The sequence below is a fragment of the Mongoliitalea sp. genome, from assembly GCF_054166905.1.
Genome location: NZ_JBSZCK010000014.1, coordinates 192,681 through 213,838, shown reverse-complemented (window position 1 = coordinate 213,838; position 21,158 = coordinate 192,681). Strand labels below are relative to the sequence as shown.

Here is a 21,158-nt window from a genome sequence, read left to right as displayed (position 1 = left end):
TTTGATATCCCAACCTGAGGACATTTCGATCGTATCATAGAAAAGAATGTGTTGGAAGAATAAAAGTAAAAAATTCAAAAAACATGAAAGTATTTGTTCGATTTACCCTTTTGATAGTGTTCGTATCATTTCTAGGGGCATGTAATAGTTTAGAAGATTATAAGAAAACCTTGGAAGATGGGGAGCTGTTAATTGCCGCTCAACTTCAATTGACAGAGGTGATTATACATGATATTTTTTCACCTCCAGTGGCTAGCAGGATTTATGCTTACCCCTCCATTGCTGCATTTGAAGTGGCGGCTTTGGCAGATAAAAATTATCAGAGTTTAGCTGGGCAATTGCGAGGTTTTGAAACCAAGAGCTATGATATTCCAGCGGAAGTAGACTTTTCCTTGGCAGCTTTGGCAGCCTATTACAAGGTTGCTACGGCCTTGATTTTCAGTGAAGACATCATGGATGAGCATAGAGATGGGGTGTTTGCAACCTTGCGAAAGCAGGGAATGCCTAAAAAGGTATTTGAACAATCAGTGGCTTTGGGGCATGCTGTGGCAGACCATGTGATTGCTTATTCCAAAACAGATAACTACCACGAGAGCCGTTCTTTTGAGAAATACAGCATCTCCAATGAACCACACACTTGGCAGCCAACCCCTCCTCATTACATGGAGGGAATTGAACCTCACTGGAACAAGATCCGAACCTTGGTGATGGAAAGGCCTGATCAGTTTCTCTCTGAACCAGCCACTCCTTTTTCTACCGAGCCTGGCTCAAAGTTTTATGAAGAAGCTATGGAAGTATTTACGGTAACCCAAGCCATGACGCCTGAGCAAAAGGATATAGCTTATTTCTGGGATTGTAATCCTTACAAGGTCAATATCAAAGGACATGTAATGTTTGCGGAGAAGAAAATCACCCCGGGAGGACACTGGATGGGGATTGCTTCCATTGCAAGCAAGACAGCAGGGCAAGATTGGAAAGGAATGGCTGAGACCTTGGCATATACTTCGATAGCATTATTTGATGCCTTTATTGCTTGTTGGGATGAAAAGTACCGTTCAGTTTTGATCCGTCCGGAGACCTATATCAATAAATACATTGACGAGGATTGGTTGCCTTTATTACAAACACCTCCATTCCCAGAGTATACCTCAGGTCATAGCGTGGCATCCAATGCGGCTGCTGTAGCTTTAACCAAGTTGTTTGGGGAGCCTTTCCATTTCGTAGACTCTACCGAAGTTGCCTATGGTCTACCTATCCGAGAGTTTGACTCTTTCCGACACGCAGCCGAAGAAGCCACCATCAGCCGCTTGTATGGGGGAATTCACTACATGCCTGCGATTGTTCATGGAGCTACGAAGGGAAAGAAATTAGGAGAGTTTATTAAAAATCAGGTAGAAACGAAGAAGAGTGGGCTTGTGGAAAATGTGGAAGGAGCGGAAAAGAGTAGAAAAGATTGAAGAGGATATTGGTTGATATTTGATATTGGGTTATGGTCGATAGGGGAGACTATTTGGAAATAGAAAGAGGAAATAAGGTTTCAACCTATTCTATTGAGATGTCAGTGGATACCTTTATTTCTAGCAACGACCGCAAAGAGTATACGCAACGGACGCTAAACACTTATTTGGCCACATTTGGATCATTTTAGAGTTAAGATTTCAGATCTTAGATTAAAATCTTAACTTAAAAATTCTATTCCCGATTTCCTGTCGATGATTACCTGCTTCCTTGTTTACCTCGTTCCTTTTTTGCTAGGGATTACGTACTTTTGCAGGATATATTAGAAAAATGGAGTTAATCAAAACATATTTTCCGGAACTTACGGAGGCGCAATTGGAGAAATTTGAGCGGTTGGGACCTCTTTATGAAGAGTGGAATGAAAAAATAAATGTCATCAGCCGGAAAGATATGGAGCATTTTTATGAGCGCCATGTATTACATTCCTTGGCTATTGCAAAAGTGATGCAGTTTGAGCCGGGAACTAAAATTTTGGATATCGGAACTGGTGGAGGTTTTCCTGGAATTCCCTTGGCTATCATGTTTCCGGAATGTCATTTTCACTTGGTGGACTCCATTGGTAAAAAAATCACCGTAGTCAAAGAGGTAGCGAGAGCGCTGAAGCTTTCTAATGTAGAGGCGCAGCAAGCTCGTGTGGAAAGTTTGGTCAGAAAATATGATTTTGTAGTGAGTAGAGCAGTGACCCGCTTTAGCAATATGCTTCCTTGGGTAAAAGGGAAGTTTCGCAAGGAAGACTTCAATGAATTCCCCAACGGTTTATTCCTGCTTAAAGGCGGAGATGTAGACGAAGAGATGGAAGAGCGAGAAGTTTCCTATGTAACTTACCATATCGACGACTACTTCAAAAGTGAATTTTTCGAAACCAAAAAGGTGGTTTTCGTGCCTTGGGAAGGGAAGAGGTAGTTGACAGTTAATCAGTGAGAAGTGAACAGTGGGGGAGTAGGGAATTAGGAATGAAGAATGAGGAATTTTTCATGTGGGTTTTAACCCACGAACATGGTCTTAATTTGAATCTGTTATTCATTTAATTTTTAGGAGAATGCTCCCATCAATAGCTGTGGCTTTTAAGCCCCGGCATTGGAGTAGGAGTGAACAGTGGGGGATTTGGAATGAGGAATTTGGAATGAAGAATTAGAAATTAAGAATTCAATTTTTCATGTGGGTTTTAACCCACGAATATGATCTTAATTTAAGGGGTTATTCAGGTGATTTCTGAAGAATACACCAAACAATAGCCGTGGCTTTTAAGCCTCGGCATTGTAGGAGAAGTGAACAGTTTGATAATGAACAGTTGGTAGTAAGTATTTGTAATTGAACGTAGTTATCAGAGGGACAGTAAACGCACTTTAAATCATGAGTCCTGTCTTTCATCAATTTATTCGACATTCGGTGTTCATTATTCGATATAAGTGTATGAGATACGATTGTTCTTTTTTATTACCCAAATCCCTACTTGGTTCTTGGTATCTCGAGAGATGGTACAGGCTTTAGTACTTGCTGTAATTTTTCTTCATATTCCTCGACTATTTCTTAAAAATCCTTACCTTTGCAGTCCGTTCGGGTGAACGGGGTTTCTGATTGGAGATCAGAGACTTATTGTAACACTAAAAAACCTCAGCCTCATGACCCTAGGGCTGTTGAAAATCAGGGTTATTCATACATTATGTCTAATCAAAAAGAATTTAACTGGGAAGATTTCGACACCAAAGGTTTCGGAGAAGGTTATTCCAAAGACAAAAGAGCTGAAATGGAAGCTCTTTATGCTGGAACGTTGAATGAAATCACAGAAAAAGAAGTGATCAAAGGTACCGTAGTAGGTATCAATGACAAAGATGTGATCATCAACATTGGATTTAAGTCTGATGGTTTGGTTCCAAGAACTGAATTCAGAGACTTGCCTGATTTGAAAATCGGTGACGAAGTTGAATTGTTCATTGAAGAGCAAGAGAATTCTCTTGGACAATTGGTACTTTCCAGAAAGAAAGCCAAAATGGTCAGAGCTTGGCAGGACATTGAAGATGCGTTTGCAAATGACAGCGTGATCGAAGGCCTTGTGAAGAGAAGAACTAAAGGTGGTTTGATCGTAGATATCTACGGTGTAGAAGCCTTCTTGCCAGGTTCTCAAATCGACGTGAAGCCTATCAGAGACTTTGATGTCTATGTAGGTAAAATGATGGAAGTGAAAGTGGTAAAAATCAACCACACCAACGATAACGTAGTTGTTTCTCACAAAGTATTGATCGAAAAGGATCTTGAGAAGCAAAAAGCAGAGATCTTGAACAACCTTGAGAAAGGTCAGGTATTGGAAGGTGTGATCAAAAACATGACCAACTTCGGTGTATTCATCGACTTGGGTGGTGTAGATGGTCTATTGCACATCACTGATATCTCTTGGGGTAGAATCAACCATCCAGAGGAAGTATTGAACTTGGATGATAAGGTACAGATTGTAGTTCTTGACTTTGACGATGATAAGAAGAGAATTTCTTTAGGTATGAAGCAGTTGACTGCTCATCCTTGGGATGCGCTTTCTGCTGAGTTGGAAGTTGGTTCAAGAGTAAAAGGTAAAATCGTAAACGTTGCTGATTATGGAGCATTCCTTGAATTGGCTGCTGGCGTTGAAGGTTTGATCCACGTATCTGAAATGAGCTGGTCTCAGCATTTGAGAAACCCTGCTGACTTTGTACAAGTTGGAGATGAGATCGAAGCAGTAGTTTTGACCTTGGATAAGGATGATAGAAAAATGTCTTTGGGTATCAAGCAATTGACTGAAGACCCTTGGACTAAAGGTGATATGGCTGCTAAGTATGCAGTAGGTACGAAGCACAAAGGTGTGGTAAGAAACTTGACTGGTTTCGGATTGTTCTTGGAGTTGGAAGAAGGTATCGATGGACTAGTTCACGTATCTGATCTTTCTTGGACTAAGAAAATCAAGCACCCATCTGAGTTTGTGAAAGTAGGTGATGAGCTAGAAGTGGCTGTGTTGGAATTGGATGTGGACAACAGAAGATTGGCACTAGGTCATAAGCAGTTGGAAGAGAATCCATGGGATACTTTCGAGACTGTATTCCCTGTAGGTTCTGTTCACAAGTGTACAGTAAACTCCAAGAATGACAAAGGTGCTGTGTTGGAGCTACCTTACGGCTTGGAAGGCTTTGCTACCTCTAAAAACTTGGAAAAAGAAGATGGTTCTCAAGTAGAAGTTGGTGAATCTTTGGATTTCAAAGTAACTGAGTTCTCTAAAGACGATAAAAGAATCGTTCTTTCTCACACTGCTACCTTCAAAGAAGAAGCAAAACCAGCTGCCGCTCCTAAGAAAGCGAAAAAGCAAGCTGACGCTCCTGCAAACGCTGCTCCAGCAGAGAAGTCTACCTTCGGCGACATCGATGCATTGGCAGAGTTGAAAGAGAAGATGGAAGGCGGGAAAAAATAAGAATCGAGAAGCGAGAGACGAGAGTCTAGATTCGTGACTTGCAAATACAAAGTGGCTGTCGGAAGGCAGTCACTTTTTTTTAACCTTTGAGGTTTTATCAAACCTCGAAGGTTTTTCGTTCACTGTTTCCACAAAAGAGTGGCTCGGTTTTTTTGATCGTCTTCCCTGATTTTAATTCCATCACGCCGGTTGTATCTTCTTTATTCTAAAATAAATCTCCTTTAGTTGATTTTTTAAAGACAATTGTGTACACTTGCTTTAGTTAGCATGATAACATTATGAAACAATTTAGTTTTTTTCTCCTGATTGCTTTAGGTCTAATTTCCTGTTCCCGCCCAACAGTGGAAGAGTCCGATCTTCAGTTGAGTTTTTCATTCGATTTTGTAGACTCATTGGATGTTGATGTATTAGGTAGTCTCATGCTTGTGGATGTAAGTCCAGAAGGAAAACGGTTGGTATTTTTCGATTTCTCAAGTAGGGGCTTTGTATTTACAGATGATACAGGAAAGGTAATCAATACCTTTGCAAAGACCGGAGATATACCGGATGCACACGGTTTTCTTTTAGAATTTCCGGGCTTTGTTAATGAAAATAGCATTGCTGTATCTGGGATGAATGGAATATTTATATATGATTTGGAAGGTAATTTGCTTCAGCGATTGGCACATCCAGAATCTTTAGAGGGGGCTGCTACGATGATCTTTGTGGGGAAAGGAATGGAAACTACCTCTATAGGGGGCAATGCTTTTTTACTTAGTAATTCTGTACGTACCCGTGGTACTTATCCCGGTGAGCAGCAGTTTTATGATACCTTTAAAGCACTTGAGCTTATAAATATTAATCGTGGTGAATTTATTGAAATTGTACCGTTTGAAGATGGAAGTCAGTTCTTGGATGGGAATGGCTATTTTGCAAGTGATTATGCGCCAGCTTTAGAAGCTGTTGGAGATAAACTCTATGTGGCTTTGGGAGGGGATCCCAAATTGTACGTTTATGCTCTTAGTTCAGAAGGAGCTATACTGGAAAATTCCGTTTCTTTAAGTATTCCCGGCTTCGAAAAGCTTTCCATTACTTCCCGTGATGAATTTTATGAAGGATCAATGTCAGTCAAAGCCAGTACTCCATCAATCAGGAATATACATGTTGTGGACGAATATGTTTTAATACAGTATTATGGTGGATTTTCTGAAAGTAAAGAGAAGGAGATAAATGCATTGAAGGGCTCTGGTGATTCAAAGGCATTCCTTGAGCTTTATAACAAGTATGAGAAGGAAGTAACTAAGGGGGTTTTGGTTCTGGATCGAAAAAGCTTGGATATAGTGGGAAATGTGCCCTTCCCAGAAGGAGTCAACCAAGCTGGATTTGCTTCCAGTGGCAGTTATCTCTGGATGGAGCGGAGTGCTAGTGTAGAGCAAGAAGAAGACTTTTTAAGGATTTATAAAGTACAACTAAAAAAACATGAGTAAGGAACGAGTTTCTTTGATGCTGATAGTAGCTGTTTTTTTTGTTTGCTCTTGTGCCAAAAAAGAGAATGATACTATTACATATTCTAATGATTGGGAGCTGGTTATTTTGGATTCTATACAGGTAGATTATCTGGGGACAATTGGTGGAGCAGACTATAGAAACGGTCAAGCTGTTATTTTTAACTATAAGGAGAATAAGTTAATAGCATTTGATTCAACTGGAAGAATACTATATGAGAATTCTTTTCCTTATGAGGGTCCGGGTTCATTATATTATCCTTCAAAATTAAGATTGACTGACGGAGGGGGACTTTTTTCGGCGAGTTTCATAGGTTGGTTATACGAATTGAACCCTGACTTAACCCTCAAGCAAGAGATAAAACTACCTTTTCCAACCGAAGCAAAAGATGGTGGTGGTTTTTTTCGAACCTTGGAATATTGGAATAAACATTTAATTAGTTTTTATCCTGGTAGAGATGGTGCGAATCCTTATGACCCTCATTTTTTTAGAGACCATTATTTATTGGAAAAAATCAATCCCGAAACTCGGGAGGCTACCCCAATCATTAAAATACCTTCGATATCAAGATATGCTTCTGATAAATTTTATGAAAGGCCATGGTTGCAATTCGGTATTCAGGGAAATATACTCGAATTAGTGTTAAGCAATGAGACGTTTATCCATAAGTATGACTTAAACAATGGAGGGGAGTACATGTCTTCTATAGATTTTATGCCGAGCAAATTTTTGGATAATGGGGAACATTCACAGAAATATCAATATATATCTGGTACAAGAATGCTTGATGGACATATTAAGCAGTTTTTTGTCACAGAAAAGGGATCTGTATTAATTTATACAGAAGGGATAGAAGAGGATGTCTTTTTACAAAATGAATTAAATATTCCTAAAAACTTTCCGTTATACAAGCAATTTCAAAGGCAAATTTTGAGATTAGTTTTTCCAAACGATTCTTTTTCGAACGAAATCGTAGTTCCATATCGGGTAGGAAAAATTCTAAACATCGAATCAGTAGAAAAACCATTCTATGCCTTAAGAGACGACGATTTCATTGGAGAAGAACAAGATTTCTTGACGTTTTATAAGCTACAGTTGAGGAGAAGGGATGTTTAATTAGGAATAAGTAATTAGGAATGGGAAATTAGGGCTTAGGAATTATGTTTAGAGACAAGCGGTAAGAAACAAGACAGAATTGTTAGTCATTGGAGAATTTTTCCCAAGTTTTAAACATTGGATAAGTTCCTCGTCCTACTGGAAATTGTACCAAGTACCAAGAACCAAGTAGGTTTTCTGGTTAAAAAAAGGAGTACTCGTTTTTATACTAGGAATCGAACTGTCGACCGTGGACAGTTAGCAGTTGACTTCTAATCACTAAAATGTACCAAGTACAAAGTACCAAGTACCAAGTAGGGACTCAGGTAATAAATAAGAGTACTTACTTTTCTACTCGAATCCAACTGTTGACCGCGGACAGTTAGCAGTTGACTTCCAATCACTAAGATGTACCAAGTACCAAGTACAAAGTACTAGGTACGGTTTCCGGTAATAAAAAAGTGTACTTGTTTTTCTACTACAAATCCAACTGTCGACCGTGGACAGTTAGCAGTTAACACTTTGTCACTTAATTAACCAATTACTAATCAACTAATCACTAAGATGTACCAAGAACCAAGTAGGGTTTAGGGTAATAAAAAAGAGTACTTGTCTTTCTACTGGAATCCAACTGTTGACCGTGGACAGTTAGCAGTTGACTTTTAAATCACTTAATCAACCAAGCACTTAATCAACTAATTACTCAATCAACCAATCACTCAATCAACCAATTACTCAATCACCAAACACTAATTTCATTACGCTTGTAGCGTTTTACTTCTTATCTGCGTCTTATTTTTATAAAGGCCATAAACTATGAAAAAACTAATCTGGGGAATAATACTTTTTGGGGTGACTTTGCAGCTTCCGGCACTGGCGCAGGCTGACTGGCAAGTCAAAGCTTTTGCGGGGGTGTCGGATGCTGCTTTTTCGGGGAATATGTTACTTGGTGCGCCGAATTTGAACATAGATAGATTTCAGGAATATGGTTTTCGTGTTGCATGGAAGAGTGAAAGTAAATGGGGGGTAGAGTTAGGCTTCACATATTCGAGGGCTGTACTAAATTTCAATACTATGTGGATTCCTATATTTAACCCTCCCCCAAGACCTGCATCGCTGACAGTCATCAGTGAAATGCCATTTGAATACCTCTATGTGCCGATTTTGGCTACCTTTGATATTACATCCTTTCTTTCCTTGCAAGCAGGGCCTCTGCTTGGATTTCAGCAGTCTGAATACAGTAGCTGGATGGAACAATCAGGGATAGGTTACTTAGTTGGTGTTAATTTGCAACACTATTTTGACCGATTAGGTGTGTTTTTACAACCTAATTTTAAGCAACATGCAGCCATAGGCTTCAATCAAAGCAATACTCGGTTGACAGAGTTTGGGTTACAGCTTGGAGTAGCCTATAAATTAAATTCTACACGAGTGAATTAGGAAATAGATACAGGTATTTTAAAACTTAGTCATGAGCATAGCATTGAATAATAGGTTTTTTGGGTTGATTGTAGGGATTTCTTTCCTTTTTACGGTGGCTTCCTGCGAGGAACACTGGGATGACCCGATTCCTGAAGGGGTATCTCTAGCAAGAGCTACCTTACTTTCAGAATTGACAGATGACGGTAATATTTTATTGATGTGGGGAAATTTCAGGATTTGCAATGGTTGGCGCTGTGTCCAGGAAGCTGAAGCAAGTTCTTATGATTTGTTTGTAAAATGGCCTAATTCGCAAAATTTTGAACGATTAGTCCGTTTGTCAAGAGGGACAAGCCAATATTTAGTTGATAATGTAAGGAAGGGTAAGCCTTATGAATTTTTTATCCGATCCAATCTAGCGGGAGTACAAGTGGATTCCAACACGGTGATGATTGTTCCGGGGAAGTCTCCTGAAATAGAGTCTATATTCGATTCTGGTCTTGGGCCACATGGTATTTTACACCCTAGCTTGAGCCCATCAGGGGATCAAATAGCTTATGTCTCAGATGTGAGATTTGCGGAGAATGGTGAGGAGCGTCGAGCGTTGAGCTTATTTGTTTTTGATCAACTGACACAGGAAAACCGCTTAGTTCGAAGAAATGCCAATCATCCGAACTGGTCTTCGGATGGTAAGCGATTGATTTACAGTGTTGGCGCAGGCTCTGACCAAATACCACAAGGAATCCGGCCAACACATCTGGAGATTTATAATTTGAATACCGAAGAATTTAGCCTATTCAGTGGAGGTTTGCACCAACAAGCAGTCCCAAGTTTCAGTAATGATGATCAAGAGGTGTTTTTTTATGCTGACTCCCTAGCAAGTGGGGATTTTGGTATTTGGAAACGTGATTTCTCAGGAGTTGTAACTCCCGTATTTACGTCCTTCGATGATGGTGTCAATCTCGTGACCAATCAGGCAGTATTCCGTGGGCTGGATGTTTCACGTATCAATGCAATGGTAGTTGCAGATCATTTGCAATTGTTCAATGATTTACCTGTATATCATATTTTCGGGTTTGATATGAGTAGAGGAAGGCTAAAAGTAGAGGTGTTGGTTTCCCAATGGAATGATTATGCTCCTTCTTTGTCACCTGTTGATCCCTATAAGATGGCATTTGTTTCCGATAGATCGGGAACCCCTCAAATCTGGATTCTTGATATGCTTACTGGTGCAGTCAAACAAGTGACATTTTTTGAAGTAACCCAACTTGGAATGCGTGTGTCTGAATTTGGGATAACTATTTCTTGGACTGATAATGGTAGATCCTTGGTGTTTCCAGTTAGTAATAGCGGTGGAACAAGAACGTTGGTCAAGGCATCGCTGATTGATTAGTTTTTCATTTTTGGTTAGTACTTCAATGGTTTGAATCAAAGAGGCAAGAAACAAGAAACAAGACAGAATTGTTAGCCATTGGAGAACTTTCCCAAAGTTTTAAACTTTGGGAAAGTTCTCGTCCTACTGGAAGTTGTATCAAGTACCAAGTACCAAGAACCAAGTAGGGTTTCTGGAAATAAAAATGAGTACTAATTTTTCCACTACAACTCCAACTGCTGACTGTGGACAGTTAGCAGTTGACTTTTAAATCACTTAATCAACCAACTACTCAATCACCTAGTCACTATTTTCGCTAAGCTTGTAGCGTTTGATTCATATATTACGTCTTACCATTCTAAAGGTCTATATCTATGAAAAAATATATCTGGGTATTGGTGATTTTTTGGGTGACGATGCAGCTTCCTGTCCTAGGGCAGTCTGAATGGCAGATTAAAGTTTTTACGGGGTTGTCTGATGCAGTATTTGTTGGAAGTTTTCTAGATGGAGGTTCATCGTTGAATGTAGATGCATTGAGAGAATACGGACTACGAGTTTCATGGCAGCAGGAAAGCCGCTGGGGAATAGAATCGGGAATTACCTATACACTAGCAATGCTTACCTACCGCCCATTACCGACCCCAGGGACGATGCCTCAACTAGGTGGTCTAACTCTTTCTGTTCGAGATGAACCATTTCGTTACCTAAGTATCCCGATCCTAGCTACCTATGATGTCACTTCTTTTTTTTCTTTTCAAGCAGGGCCAATCTTGGGTATGCAACTTTCAGAATCTAGTGCATGGATGAAGCAATCTGGTTTAGGGTATTTGGTAGGATTGAATCTCTACCATACAATGAACAAATGGCTTATTTATCTCCAACCCAACTTCAAGCAGCATGCAGTGCTTGGTGCAAGTCAGCAGAATGTTAGATTGACAGAAGTGGGTTTGCAACTGGGTTTTGGGTACCGTCTGACAACCAAGAATTAAATCCAGAAGACTACAGAGGTTTTCCGACAGATACCTTCCAAGATAATTTTTCAATAAAAATATCTGTTGTGGAGCATGTACGAATGGTAATGGTTTTAATAAAAAAAAAGCATCCTTTTTGAGGATGCCTTGAGGGAGGTCGCGAGCGGATTCGAACCGCTGTACAAGGTTTTGCAGACCTCTGCCTAGCCACTCGGCCACACGACCTTTTTTCGTTGGGCAAAGGTAGGAAAATAGAATCATCTCCCAAAAAATATTTGAAAATAAAATTTTAAGCATAAGGGTAATTTATACTTGATATAAATTGCATTTATATGAAAAAAGGCTTGGAAAATCCAAAATCACCTCATTGCTCATGTTGCGTGAAAGATTTCTTTATTTATAATTTTTCTAAATAAGTCAAGTTTGTGTCGTTTTCGAATTAATCAACTGCATTTCAAGCCCTTATAAAAAATAAACTTTTTTTTAAGTCTATTCGTAGGGTATTTGTCCTTAGTTTGAAAAATAGAATTGGGGTAGTACATTTGCAGGGATTATCCGTATAGGTGAAAAAACTGTTTAATAAACAATAAATATGTCGATCAAGCGCTCTTTATTAAGTGTTCCCTTGAGATTTGGTTACGTTATGATGTTTTTCTTCCTATTGCTTGGAAGTGGGGTCATGGCAGCTAATCCTGAAGTCTCAGACAGTGAGGAGGCAATTTCTGCCGGTAAATCAATCTTTAATTCGAATTGTAGAGCTTGTCACAGGCTAGACCAAAACAACGTGGGTCCTGCCTTGAGAGGGGTTACAGAAAGAAGAACTTTAGATTGGGCTACGAAATTCATCCGAAATTCTCAGGCTCTTATCGCATCCGGTGATGCAGATGCAGTGGCCCTTTACAACCAATGGAATCAGACTTTGATGCCGGCTCATGAGTTCTTGTCAGATGATGATGTGATGAACCTTTTGGCTTACATTGAGTATGGCGATAAAGCTGAAGCAGTAGCAGCCACTGGCGATGGTGGAGGCGCGGTTGCCGCTGGTGGTGCAGGGGTACCAAGCGAATACTTGACCATTATTCTTGCAGTATTGGTTATTGTATTATTGTTGATTCTGATTGTTCTAGGATTGATTATCTCGATCTTAACCAAGTACCTAGGTACTCAAAACCTGGAAGAAGATGATAAAGAATTTATCAATCAGCGATTTAATTTTTCGAAATTAGTTAAAAGCGATGCTTTTGTCCTGATTGTCACTGCTCTTGTAGTAGCATTAGTAGCGAAAACAGCAATCGACGGTTTGTATTCAGTAGGTATTCAACAAGGATATGCACCTACACAGCCTATCGCATTCTCTCACGCTTTACACGCTGGACAGTATGAAATCGAGTGTCAGTATTGTCATACAGGCGTTGAGCTAGGTAAATCTGCCAACATTCCTTCTGCAAATATTTGTATGAACTGTCACATGCACATTCAAAATGTTGGTGGTCAGGATGGGATGTCTCCTGAAATTGCAAAAATTTATGCAGCAGTAGAAGAAAACAAACCAATTGAGTGGGTTCGGATTCACAACCTACCTGATTTGGCTTACTTCAACCATGCACAGCACGTAGTAGTAGGTGGCATTGAGTGTCAGACTTGTCACGGACCTATCGAAGAGATGGAAGTTGTATATCAGCATTCTTCTCTAACAATGGGTTGGTGTATCGACTGTCATAGACAGACTGACATCAAAGCTCAGGGTAATGAGTACTATGATAAATTAGTTCAGCTTCATTCCGGATCTAAAGGTTCACTAAAAGTGAAAGATATCGGTGGTTTGGAATGCTCTAAGTGTCACTATTAATTTAAATCAATTAGGAACCTACTTTTCTTGAATATACAATGAAAGAAAATAAAAAAACCTACTGGAAAGGGTTAGAAGAACTGACCAATGATGAGTCAGTTATCAGAAATGCTGAAAGAGAGTTTCCGGAGGGTCCGTCTACTTTAGATGGCTCTTCTCGTAGAGATTTCTTGAAAATGATGGGATTCAGTTTGGCAGCAGCTTCTTTGGCAGCTTGTGAGGCTCCTGTCAGAAAAGCAATCCCTTATGTAAATAAGCCGGTTGATATCAATCCTTCTATTCCAAACTACTATGCGTCAACATTCGCTTCTGGCGGTGATTATGCTTCTATCGTAGTGAAGACCCGTGAAGGTAGACCAATAAAAATTGACGGTAACGAACTTTCACCCATCTCCCAAGGTGGTACTTCCGCCATAGTAGAAGCTTCCGTATTGTCTTTATATGACAAGCAACGTTTGGCCGGGCCTTTGGCTGATGGAGAGCAAGTAGAATGGTCTGCACTTGATGCACAGGTTAAATCTCAATTGGCTTCTGCGGGTGCTGTCAAAATTGTAACGAATACTATCCTTTCACCTTCCACAGAAAAAGCATTGCAGCAGTTCGCAGATGCTTTTGGTGGAGCGGAAGTAATTACATATGATCCAGTTTCAGCTTATGGTATTACCAAAGCAGCAGAAATGACTTACGGATCTGCTGTCCTTCCTACCTATCATTTCAACAAAGCTTCTGTAATTGTAAGCTTTGGAGCTGATTTCTTAGGAACATGGATTTCACCAATTGAATTTGCTAAGCAGTACAGCAAGACAAGAAAGATTACTAAAGAGAAGCCGACTATGTCTAGGCATTTCCAATTTGAGTCAAATCTTTCCTTGACTGGTGCGAATGCAGACTACAGAACTCCTATCAAAGCTTCTCAAAATGGCTTAGCGGTGTTAGCATTATATAATGCTATTGCAAGAAAAGCGGGTGCTGCTACTGTTTCAGGTGCTGCTGTAGAAATTGAATATTTGGATAAGGCTGCTAATGAATTATGGGCAAACAGAGGAAAATCTATCGTGGTGTCTGGGTCCAACGATCCAAATGTTCAGGTAGTCATCAATGCAATCAATGATTTACTTGACAATAACGGTGCTACTGTAGACTTCTCTACTCCAACATATTTCAGAAAAGGAAACGATGCCAAAATGAATCAGTTTGTTACTGATTTGAAAGCGGGTAGAGTTGGTGGTGTAGTTTTCTTCAATTGTAACCCTGTTTACGATTTTGTAAATGGAGCTGAACTTGGTGAGGCTATTGCAAAAGCTAAAGTTTCTGTTGCTACTAATGGTACTTTAGATGAGACAGCTTCTTTGGTGAAGTTTGTTGCACCTGATCATCATTATTTGGAGTCTTGGAATGATTTCAATCCAAGAAAAGGACACTACAGCTTATCGCAGCCTGTAATTTCTCCATTATTTAATACTCGCCAAGCTCAGGAGTCATTCTTGATTTGGGCGGGCAATGACACTAACTATTACGATTTCTTACAGGAGAACTGGAGATCTACACTTTTCTCAACTCAGTCAGAGACTACAAGTTTCCAGGAGTTTTGGGATAGATCATTGTTCAATGGTGTATATGCAGTAGAAAGCACATCTACTCCTGTAACAGGTTCTGCTGATGTTTCTGTTGCTGCAAGTGCTATCAACAGAGTGTACAAAGCAGATAATGCAGGTACTGAATTGGTGGTATATACGAAAGTAGGTCTAGGTAACGGTACTTTTGCTAACAACCCATGGTTGCAGGAAATGTCTGATCCTATCTCTAAGGCTACTTGGGATAACTACTTGACAGTGTCTCAGTCTTGGGCTGCAGAGCAAGGCTTAAAAATGTTTGAAGGTGCTACTAAAAAAGCGAAAGTTACTATTGGTGATAAAACCATAACAGTTCCTGTATTGGTTCAGCCTGGTCAAGCAAAGGGAACCGTAGGGTTGGCCTTAGGTTACGGTAGATCTAAAGCAGGTAGAGTAGCTAATGGAGTAGGGGTCAATGCCTATGAATTGCTTACGAATGCAAATGGCTTTACATCATATGAAATCACGGAAGGCGTAAGTGTTGAGCTTACTAGTGATTCTTATAAAATTGCTCAAACGCAGACGCATCAGACCTACATGGATAGACAGTATGTTATCCAGGAGTCTACATTGCCAGAATATAAAGAAAATCCATCCGCAGGTAGAGATTTCCCTAAAGTGTATATGGAAGGGGAGTTTGTGAAGCCAAGTAAGATTTCCTTGTGGAAAGGTCACAGATATTCTAATCACCACTGGGGATTAGCGATTGACATGAACTCATGTATCGGTTGTGGTGCATGTACTGTAGCATGTCAAGTGGAAAACAACGTGTCTGTTGTTGGTAAAGAGGAAGTGTTGAATAGAAGAGAGATGGCTTGGATCCGTATCGATAGATACTACTCCTCTCCGGAAGGTGCTTCTAGTAACAAGGAATTAGAAGCTGCTGCTGATAATCCAGAAGTCATCTTCCAACCAATGATGTGTCAGCATTGTAACAACGCTCCTTGTGAGACAGTATGTCCAGTAGCTGCTACCACACACTCTTCAGAAGGTTTGAATCAAATGACGTACAACAGATGTATCGGTACTAGATACTGTGCAAACAACTGTCCGTACAAAGTAAGAAGATTCAACTGGTTCAAGTATCATGATAACAAGGCTTTTGCAGCTGTGAACGTTGCCCAAAATGATGATATGGGTAAAATGGTATTGAATCCGGATGTTACAGTTAGAGCACGTGGTGTGATTGAGAAATGCTCCATGTGTGTGCAGCGTATTCAGTCAGGTAAGCTGACTGCTAAAAAAGAAGGTAGAAAAGTACAAGATGGTGAAATTAACACAGCTTGTGCTACGGCTTGTCCTACGAATGCGATTGTTTTTGGTGATATGAATGATCCTGAAAGCAACATCACCAAAATGTTGAAGATCGAAGATAACAACGATTCTCCAACAAAAGAGGTGGGTGAGGAAAGAGCATACCATGTATTGGAATACTTGAATGTAAATCCAAATGTATGGTACTTTACCAAAATCAGAAATAAGGATATAACAGAAGCGTAATTAATAATTTTAAAGATATGCAGGTAACTTCATCCGTACGCGAGCCGCTAATAACCGGCGGTAAAACCTTAAAAGATGTAACCCATGATATCTCAAGACAGGTAGAGGGAAAGCCATCCATTGGCTGGATTCTTGGTCTTTTGGTTTCCGTTGGTGCCTTGGGCTTAGGGGGACTTGCTTTGGCAGCCACTCTTTGGGAAGGTATTGGAATGTGGGGGTTGAATAAAACTATCGGTTGGGCTTGGGACATCACCAACTTCGTCTGGTGGGTCGGTATTGGTCACGCTGGTACATTGATTTCCGCAGTATTGTTGCTATTCAGACAGAAATGGAGAATGGCTATCAACCGTGCTGCTGAAGCGATGACAATTTTTGCTGTAATTTGCGCGGCAATGTTCCCAATTATCCACATGGGTAGACCATGGGTGGGTGCCTATTGGGCTTTGCCTCTTCCAAATACCTGGGGTTCATTGTGGGTGAATTTCAACTCTCCTCTATTGTGGGATGTGTTTGCGATTTCTACTTACTTCTCAGTATCCCTAGTGTTCTGGTATATTGGTTTGATTCCTGATTTTGCAACTATTAGAGACAGAGCTACAGGCCTAAGGAAAACTATTTATGGTGCTTTGGCATTTGGATGGGATGGAGCTGCTAAAACTTGGAGCAGATATGAGTCAGTAGCCTTGATTTTGGCTGGTTTGGCTACTCCATTGGTACTTTCAGTTCACACGATTGTATCCTTTGACTTCGCTACCTCTGTTATCCCTGGGTGGCATACAACAATTTTCCCTCCTTACTTCGTTGCAGGTGCGATCTTCTCGGGATTTGCCATGGTATTGACTTTGATGATCATCACCAGGAAGCTATTTAAGTTGGAAGATTATATCACAATCGGACACATTGAGTTGATGAATATTGTAATTATCATTACGGGGTCCATTGTTGGTATTGCATACATCACGGAGTTCTTCATTGCTTGGTATTCCGGTGTCGCACCAGAACAATATGCTTTTGTTAACAGAGCTTTTGGTCCGTATTGGTGGGCATATTGGGCCATGATGACCTGTAATGTAATTTCCCCTCAGCTATTTTGGTTCAAAAAGATTAGAACTTCCATCGTTCTTACCTTTATCTTATCTTTAGTGGTAAATATCGGTATGTGGTTTGAGCGATTTGTAATCATTGTTACTTCCCTACACAGAGACTTCTTGCCTTCTTCATGGGCGATGTTCTATCCAACTTGGGCTGACGTAGGTGTGTACTTGTTTACTTTCGGTTTGTTCTTCACCTTATTCTTGTTGTTTGCTAAATTCTTCCCAGTAATCAACATGGCTGAAGTTAAGTCAATTGTTAAATCTTCATCTGAAAAAGTTACTAAATAAGACATGGAAAGAGATAAGAATTTTATCCTCGGTGTGTACGACGATGAGGATGTACTATTAGACGCAATTACAAAAGTTCGTCAGAGTGGAGTAAAAATCCACGAGGTTTATTCACCTTTCCCAGTTCACGGAATTGACGATGTCTTAGGATATAAAAGAAGCAAACTACCAATTGCAGCTTTCCTTTTCGGAATGTTGGGAACGAGTTTGGCTTTGTTGATGCAGTTTTACATGATGAAATGGGATTGGCCTATGATCATCGGTGGTAAAGATTATGCTGGATTTCCTGTATTTGTTCCGGTAACTTTCGAGTTGACGGTACTTTTGGCAGCTTTTGGTATGGTGGGTGTGTTTTTCGTGTCCTCCAACTTGAAGCCTTGGGGTCAAGCTAGAATCTTTGACTTGCGAGTGACTGATGACAAGCATGTCATGGCAATTGATCTAGCTGTCAATAGTAGCATGGAAGAAGAGAAGTTAGCGGAAGTATTGAAGTCTTCGGGTGCTTCTGAGGTGAATAAAAAAAGTTTTGAATAGAATATTGAAAGCTATGAAAATTACGAATTCTATATATGTACTTGGGTTGTCAGGCCTTGTTTTCTTGGGTGCTTGTACAGCTTCTGGTGACCATCCTGGATATGAGTATGCACCTCAGATGTATAACTCCGTAGCTTACGAACCATTGAATCAGATTGTAGATGAATCCCAAGGTTCTTGGTTGTCTACAAGAGAAGATGGCAAGGGTGAATTCTTCAACAGTAATATTAATAACCCAAATCGTATGAATATGCGTGAACCGGTTGCTAATACTGTTCCAAGAACCAAAGATGGTGCTCTTCCTTACCGTTTGAAAGCATTCGAATTGGAAGAAGCCGCTAAAATTGAAAATCCTGTTGAATTAACCGAGCAAGTATTAGCAGAGGGCAGGGTGTTGTACAGACAATATTGCTCTACCTGTCATGGTAATAATGGCGAAGGTGATGGTAAGGCTGGTGAAGTAGTAGGTGGTGTTGCAAATTTAAAAGGTGGTGCATACATTGATTTGCCTGAAGGTCATATTTTCCATGTGATCATGAAAGGGAAAGGCAGAATGGGTGCCCACGGTTCACAAATTCCTCAGGAGAGAATTTGGAAAATTGTTCACTATGTTAAACAAGAAATTCAGAAACAATAATCATGGGTCACAGTACAACTAATTACAATTTGGACCAAAAATTTGATTTTTCGGCTGCGCTGAAAAAATCAATCATGACTGTGCTTGGAATTGGTGCGGTACTTTTGGTAGCTGGTATTATTTTGAGTATGACTGGAGGCCATGATCATGGTGCTGAGGAAGGTGCTCATGCTTATCATTGGTATCAGCGTTTATTTGCCAACTTATGGATCAATAACGTATATTTTACAGGTATTGCCGTAATTGGTGTATTCTTCTTTGCTATTCAATACGCTGCTCAGGCTGGATGGTCTGCGGGTATTCTTAGAGTGATGTTATCCCTTGGTTACTGGTTGCCTATCGGTGCTGGTTTATTGATTGTATCTTACTTTATCGTAAGTCATGACATTTTCCATTGGACACATGCTTATCTCTTTGATAAAAATGATCCTCAGTATGATTATATCATTGATGGTAAAGGTGGTTTCTTCTTCTGGCCTTTAGAAAAAGGTACGTTCCCTATTTTCTTTGTCCTAAGAATGTTTGTATTCCTTGGAGTATGGATCTTCTTCTTTAACAAATTGAAGGCGCTGTCTTTTGAAGAGGATAGAGTTGGTGGAACAGAACATTGGAGAAAAATGAGAACTTGGTCTGCATTTTTCTTAGTGTTTTTTGCAGTTTCTTCTTCTATCGCTGCTTGGGATTGGGTAATGTCTATTGACACTCACTGGTTCTCTACTTTGTTTGGATGGTATATGTTTGCTTCATGGTTTGTTGCGGGATTGTCTGCAATTACTTTGATCACCCTGTACTTAAGGGATAAAGGTTATCTTGAAATGGTAAATGAAAACCATATTCATGACTTAGGGAAGTTCGTTTTTGGATTCTCTATTTTCTGGACCTATCTATGGTTTTCTCAGTTCTTATTAATCTATTATGCGAACATTCCAGAGGAATCTGTGTACTTCGTAGAAAGATTACAGTCTGACGTGTATGGACCGTTTGTTTTTGTAAATCTAATCCTAAACTTCTTCTTACCATTCTTTGTTTTAATGACACGTGATGCAAAGAGACATGGGATTTTCTTGAAGGTTGTTTGTTCTTTGATTATCTTGGGACATTGGTTTGACTTCTTCTTGATGGTTCAACCAGGTACTTTGGGTCACAATGGTGGCTTTGGTCTAATGGAAATTGGAATGTTCTTAGTTTATGGTGCGGGTGCTGCTTGGGTTGTAATGAGCAATTTGGGTAAAGGTAACCTTGTAGCGAAGAATCATCCAATGTTGGAAGAAAGTTATCATCATCATATTTAATTATCCGAAAAAATTAATTCTATGTACGGATTTCTGATTGCAGTTGGAGTTTTACTATTACTATCCATTATTTGGATGGTCTATAGAATTCAGACATTAGTCTCTGTTGTAAAAGGCAGTGATAAAAAGGTTGTAACAGGTAGCAATAAGGTCAATGCCTTGATGTTTATCTTGTTCTTGGTAGGTGCAGGTGGGTTGATGTTTTGGTATTCAATCAAAGAGTTTGATAACTACAATCTACCAGTTGCGTCTGAACATGGTGTGGTAACAGATCAGTTGTTTTGGATTACAATGGCTGTTACTGGTATTGTATTCATCATTACGCATATTCTATTATTCATATTTCCTTACAAGTACCAGTACTCTGAAAAAAGATCGGCTAGCTTTTATCCTGATAACAACAAACTAGAAGTTATTTGGACAGTTGTGCCAGCGATCGTTTTAGCTTTGTTGGTAATTGGTGGTTGGAGAGCGTGGACAGATATTACTGCTCCTGCGCCAGAAAATGCTCATGTGGTTGAATTGATGGGTTATCAATTTGCTTGGGAAGTGAGATATCCTGGAATGGATAATGTATTAGGGGCTAATGATTACCGCTTAACCAATGCTTCAAATGTTTCTGGAGTTGATTTCACAGATAGAAATGCATTAGATGATTTTTCTTCTCCTGTAGTTTATATCCCTAAGGGCGAGCCGGTATTATTTAAAATCCGTGCGAGAGATGTATTGCACTCTGTATTTGCTCCGCACATGCGTTTGAAAATGGATGCTGTTCCTGGGATGCCTACTCGTTTCTGGTTTGTTCCTACAAAAACTACCGCTGAAATGAGGGCTGAATTGAACAATCCTGAATTCAACTACGAAATTGCGTGCACCGAGATTTGTGGAAGAGGTCATTTCTCTATGAAGAGAGAAATTGTAGTGGTAGAGCCTGACGAATATAGAAAGTGGGTTGCTGAACAAAAACCATATATTGTTAACAACCCTGCTTTAGTTGCAGATCTACCTTTGGAGTTAAAAGAATTAGCTGAAATTACCATCAGCGAATACAAGTAATA

The 21,158-nt window shown here is 39.9% G+C and carries 15 protein-coding genes and 1 tRNA gene; 15 read left to right on the top strand and 1 reads right to left on the bottom strand.

The genetic code is table 11. The annotated features are described in order from the left end of the window. The first annotated feature begins 83 nt into the window (after window positions 1-83). The 8 genes from ACXIUD_RS04835 (at window position 84) to ACXIUD_RS04800 (ending at window position 11,311) form a co-directional block, all read left to right on the top strand. The gene (locus ACXIUD_RS04835) at window positions 84-1,457 is read left to right on the top strand and encodes a vanadium-dependent haloperoxidase (protein WP_458051485.1); all 1,374 of its coding nucleotides are present in this window, start codon (window positions 84-86) and stop codon (window positions 1,455-1,457) included. Window positions 1,458-1,788: 331 nt separating this feature from the next. Further along, window positions 1,789-2,421, top strand: coding sequence for a 16S rRNA (guanine(527)-N(7))-methyltransferase RsmG (rsmG, locus tag ACXIUD_RS04830; RefSeq protein ID WP_458051484.1), 633 nt, complete (start codon window positions 1,789-1,791; stop codon window positions 2,419-2,421). Window positions 2,422-3,181: 760 nt separating this feature from the next. Then, window positions 3,182-4,951 carry a 30S ribosomal protein S1 gene (gene rpsA, locus ACXIUD_RS04825; protein WP_458051483.1) on the top strand — a complete coding sequence of 590 codons (1,770 nt, stop codon included), beginning with the start codon at window positions 3,182-3,184 and terminating at the stop codon, window positions 4,949-4,951. 278 nt (window positions 4,952-5,229) lie between these two features. After that, window positions 5,230-6,417, top strand: a complete 1,188-nt coding sequence (locus tag ACXIUD_RS04820) for a hypothetical protein (protein WP_458051482.1) — start codon at window positions 5,230-5,232, stop codon at window positions 6,415-6,417. Further along, the gene (locus ACXIUD_RS04815) at window positions 6,410-7,552 is read left to right on the top strand and encodes a hypothetical protein (protein ID WP_458051481.1); all 1,143 of its coding nucleotides are present in this window, start codon (window positions 6,410-6,412) and stop codon (window positions 7,550-7,552) included. Before ACXIUD_RS04820 ends, ACXIUD_RS04815 begins: the two co-directional genes overlap by 8 nt. A gap of 795 nt (window positions 7,553-8,347) precedes the next feature. Continuing rightward, on the top strand, window positions 8,348-8,971 hold the full coding sequence (locus tag ACXIUD_RS04810) for a hypothetical protein (RefSeq protein WP_458051480.1): 624 nt from the start codon (window positions 8,348-8,350) through the stop codon (window positions 8,969-8,971). A gap of 31 nt (window positions 8,972-9,002) precedes the next feature. After that, window positions 9,003-10,343, top strand: a complete 1,341-nt coding sequence (locus tag ACXIUD_RS04805; protein WP_458051479.1) for a TolB family protein — start codon at window positions 9,003-9,005, stop codon at window positions 10,341-10,343. 353 nt (window positions 10,344-10,696) lie between these two features. Beyond that, window positions 10,697-11,311, top strand: a complete 615-nt coding sequence (locus ACXIUD_RS04800; protein ID WP_458051478.1) for a hypothetical protein — start codon at window positions 10,697-10,699, stop codon at window positions 11,309-11,311. A 136-nt stretch (window positions 11,312-11,447) separates the two neighbouring features. Here ACXIUD_RS04800 and ACXIUD_RS04795 read toward each other — a convergent pair. After that, window positions 11,448-11,518 (bottom strand) — tRNA-Cys (locus ACXIUD_RS04795). Between the two features lie 367 nt (window positions 11,519-11,885). On the opposite strand from ACXIUD_RS04795, the gene ACXIUD_RS04790 reads away from it, so the two are divergent. Genes ACXIUD_RS04790 through ACXIUD_RS04760 form a run of 7 tightly spaced genes read left to right on the top strand, consistent with a single transcriptional unit; the run spans window position 11,886 to window position 21,156 of the window. Then, a complete protein-coding gene (locus ACXIUD_RS04790; protein WP_458051477.1) occupies window positions 11,886-13,142 on the top strand; it encodes a c-type cytochrome in 1,257 nt (418 codons plus the stop codon). 38 nt (window positions 13,143-13,180) lie between these two features. Next, on the top strand, window positions 13,181-16,255 hold the full coding sequence (locus ACXIUD_RS04785) for a TAT-variant-translocated molybdopterin oxidoreductase (RefSeq protein ID WP_458051476.1): 3,075 nt from the start codon (window positions 13,181-13,183) through the stop codon (window positions 16,253-16,255). A 17-nt stretch (window positions 16,256-16,272) separates the two neighbouring features. After that, window positions 16,273-17,637 carry an NrfD/PsrC family molybdoenzyme membrane anchor subunit gene (gene nrfD, locus ACXIUD_RS04780; protein WP_458051475.1) on the top strand — a complete coding sequence of 455 codons (1,365 nt, stop codon included), beginning with the start codon at window positions 16,273-16,275 and terminating at the stop codon, window positions 17,635-17,637. Window positions 17,638-17,640: 3 nt separating this feature from the next. Continuing rightward, window positions 17,641-18,171 carry a DUF3341 domain-containing protein gene (locus tag ACXIUD_RS04775; RefSeq protein WP_458051474.1) on the top strand — a complete coding sequence of 177 codons (531 nt, stop codon included), beginning with the start codon at window positions 17,641-17,643 and terminating at the stop codon, window positions 18,169-18,171. A 13-nt stretch (window positions 18,172-18,184) separates the two neighbouring features. Beyond that, window positions 18,185-18,808, top strand: a complete 624-nt coding sequence (locus ACXIUD_RS04770) for a c-type cytochrome (protein WP_189581321.1) — start codon at window positions 18,185-18,187, stop codon at window positions 18,806-18,808. A gap of 2 nt (window positions 18,809-18,810) precedes the next feature. Then, complete coding sequence (locus ACXIUD_RS04765) at window positions 18,811-20,100, top strand: quinol:cytochrome C oxidoreductase (protein WP_458051473.1); 1,290 nt, start codon at window positions 18,811-18,813, stop codon at window positions 20,098-20,100. A 21-nt stretch (window positions 20,101-20,121) separates the two neighbouring features. Further along, the gene (locus ACXIUD_RS04760; RefSeq protein WP_458051472.1) at window positions 20,122-21,156 is read left to right on the top strand and encodes a cytochrome c oxidase subunit II; all 1,035 of its coding nucleotides are present in this window, start codon (window positions 20,122-20,124) and stop codon (window positions 21,154-21,156) included. Window positions 21,157-21,158: the final 2 nt, after the last annotated feature.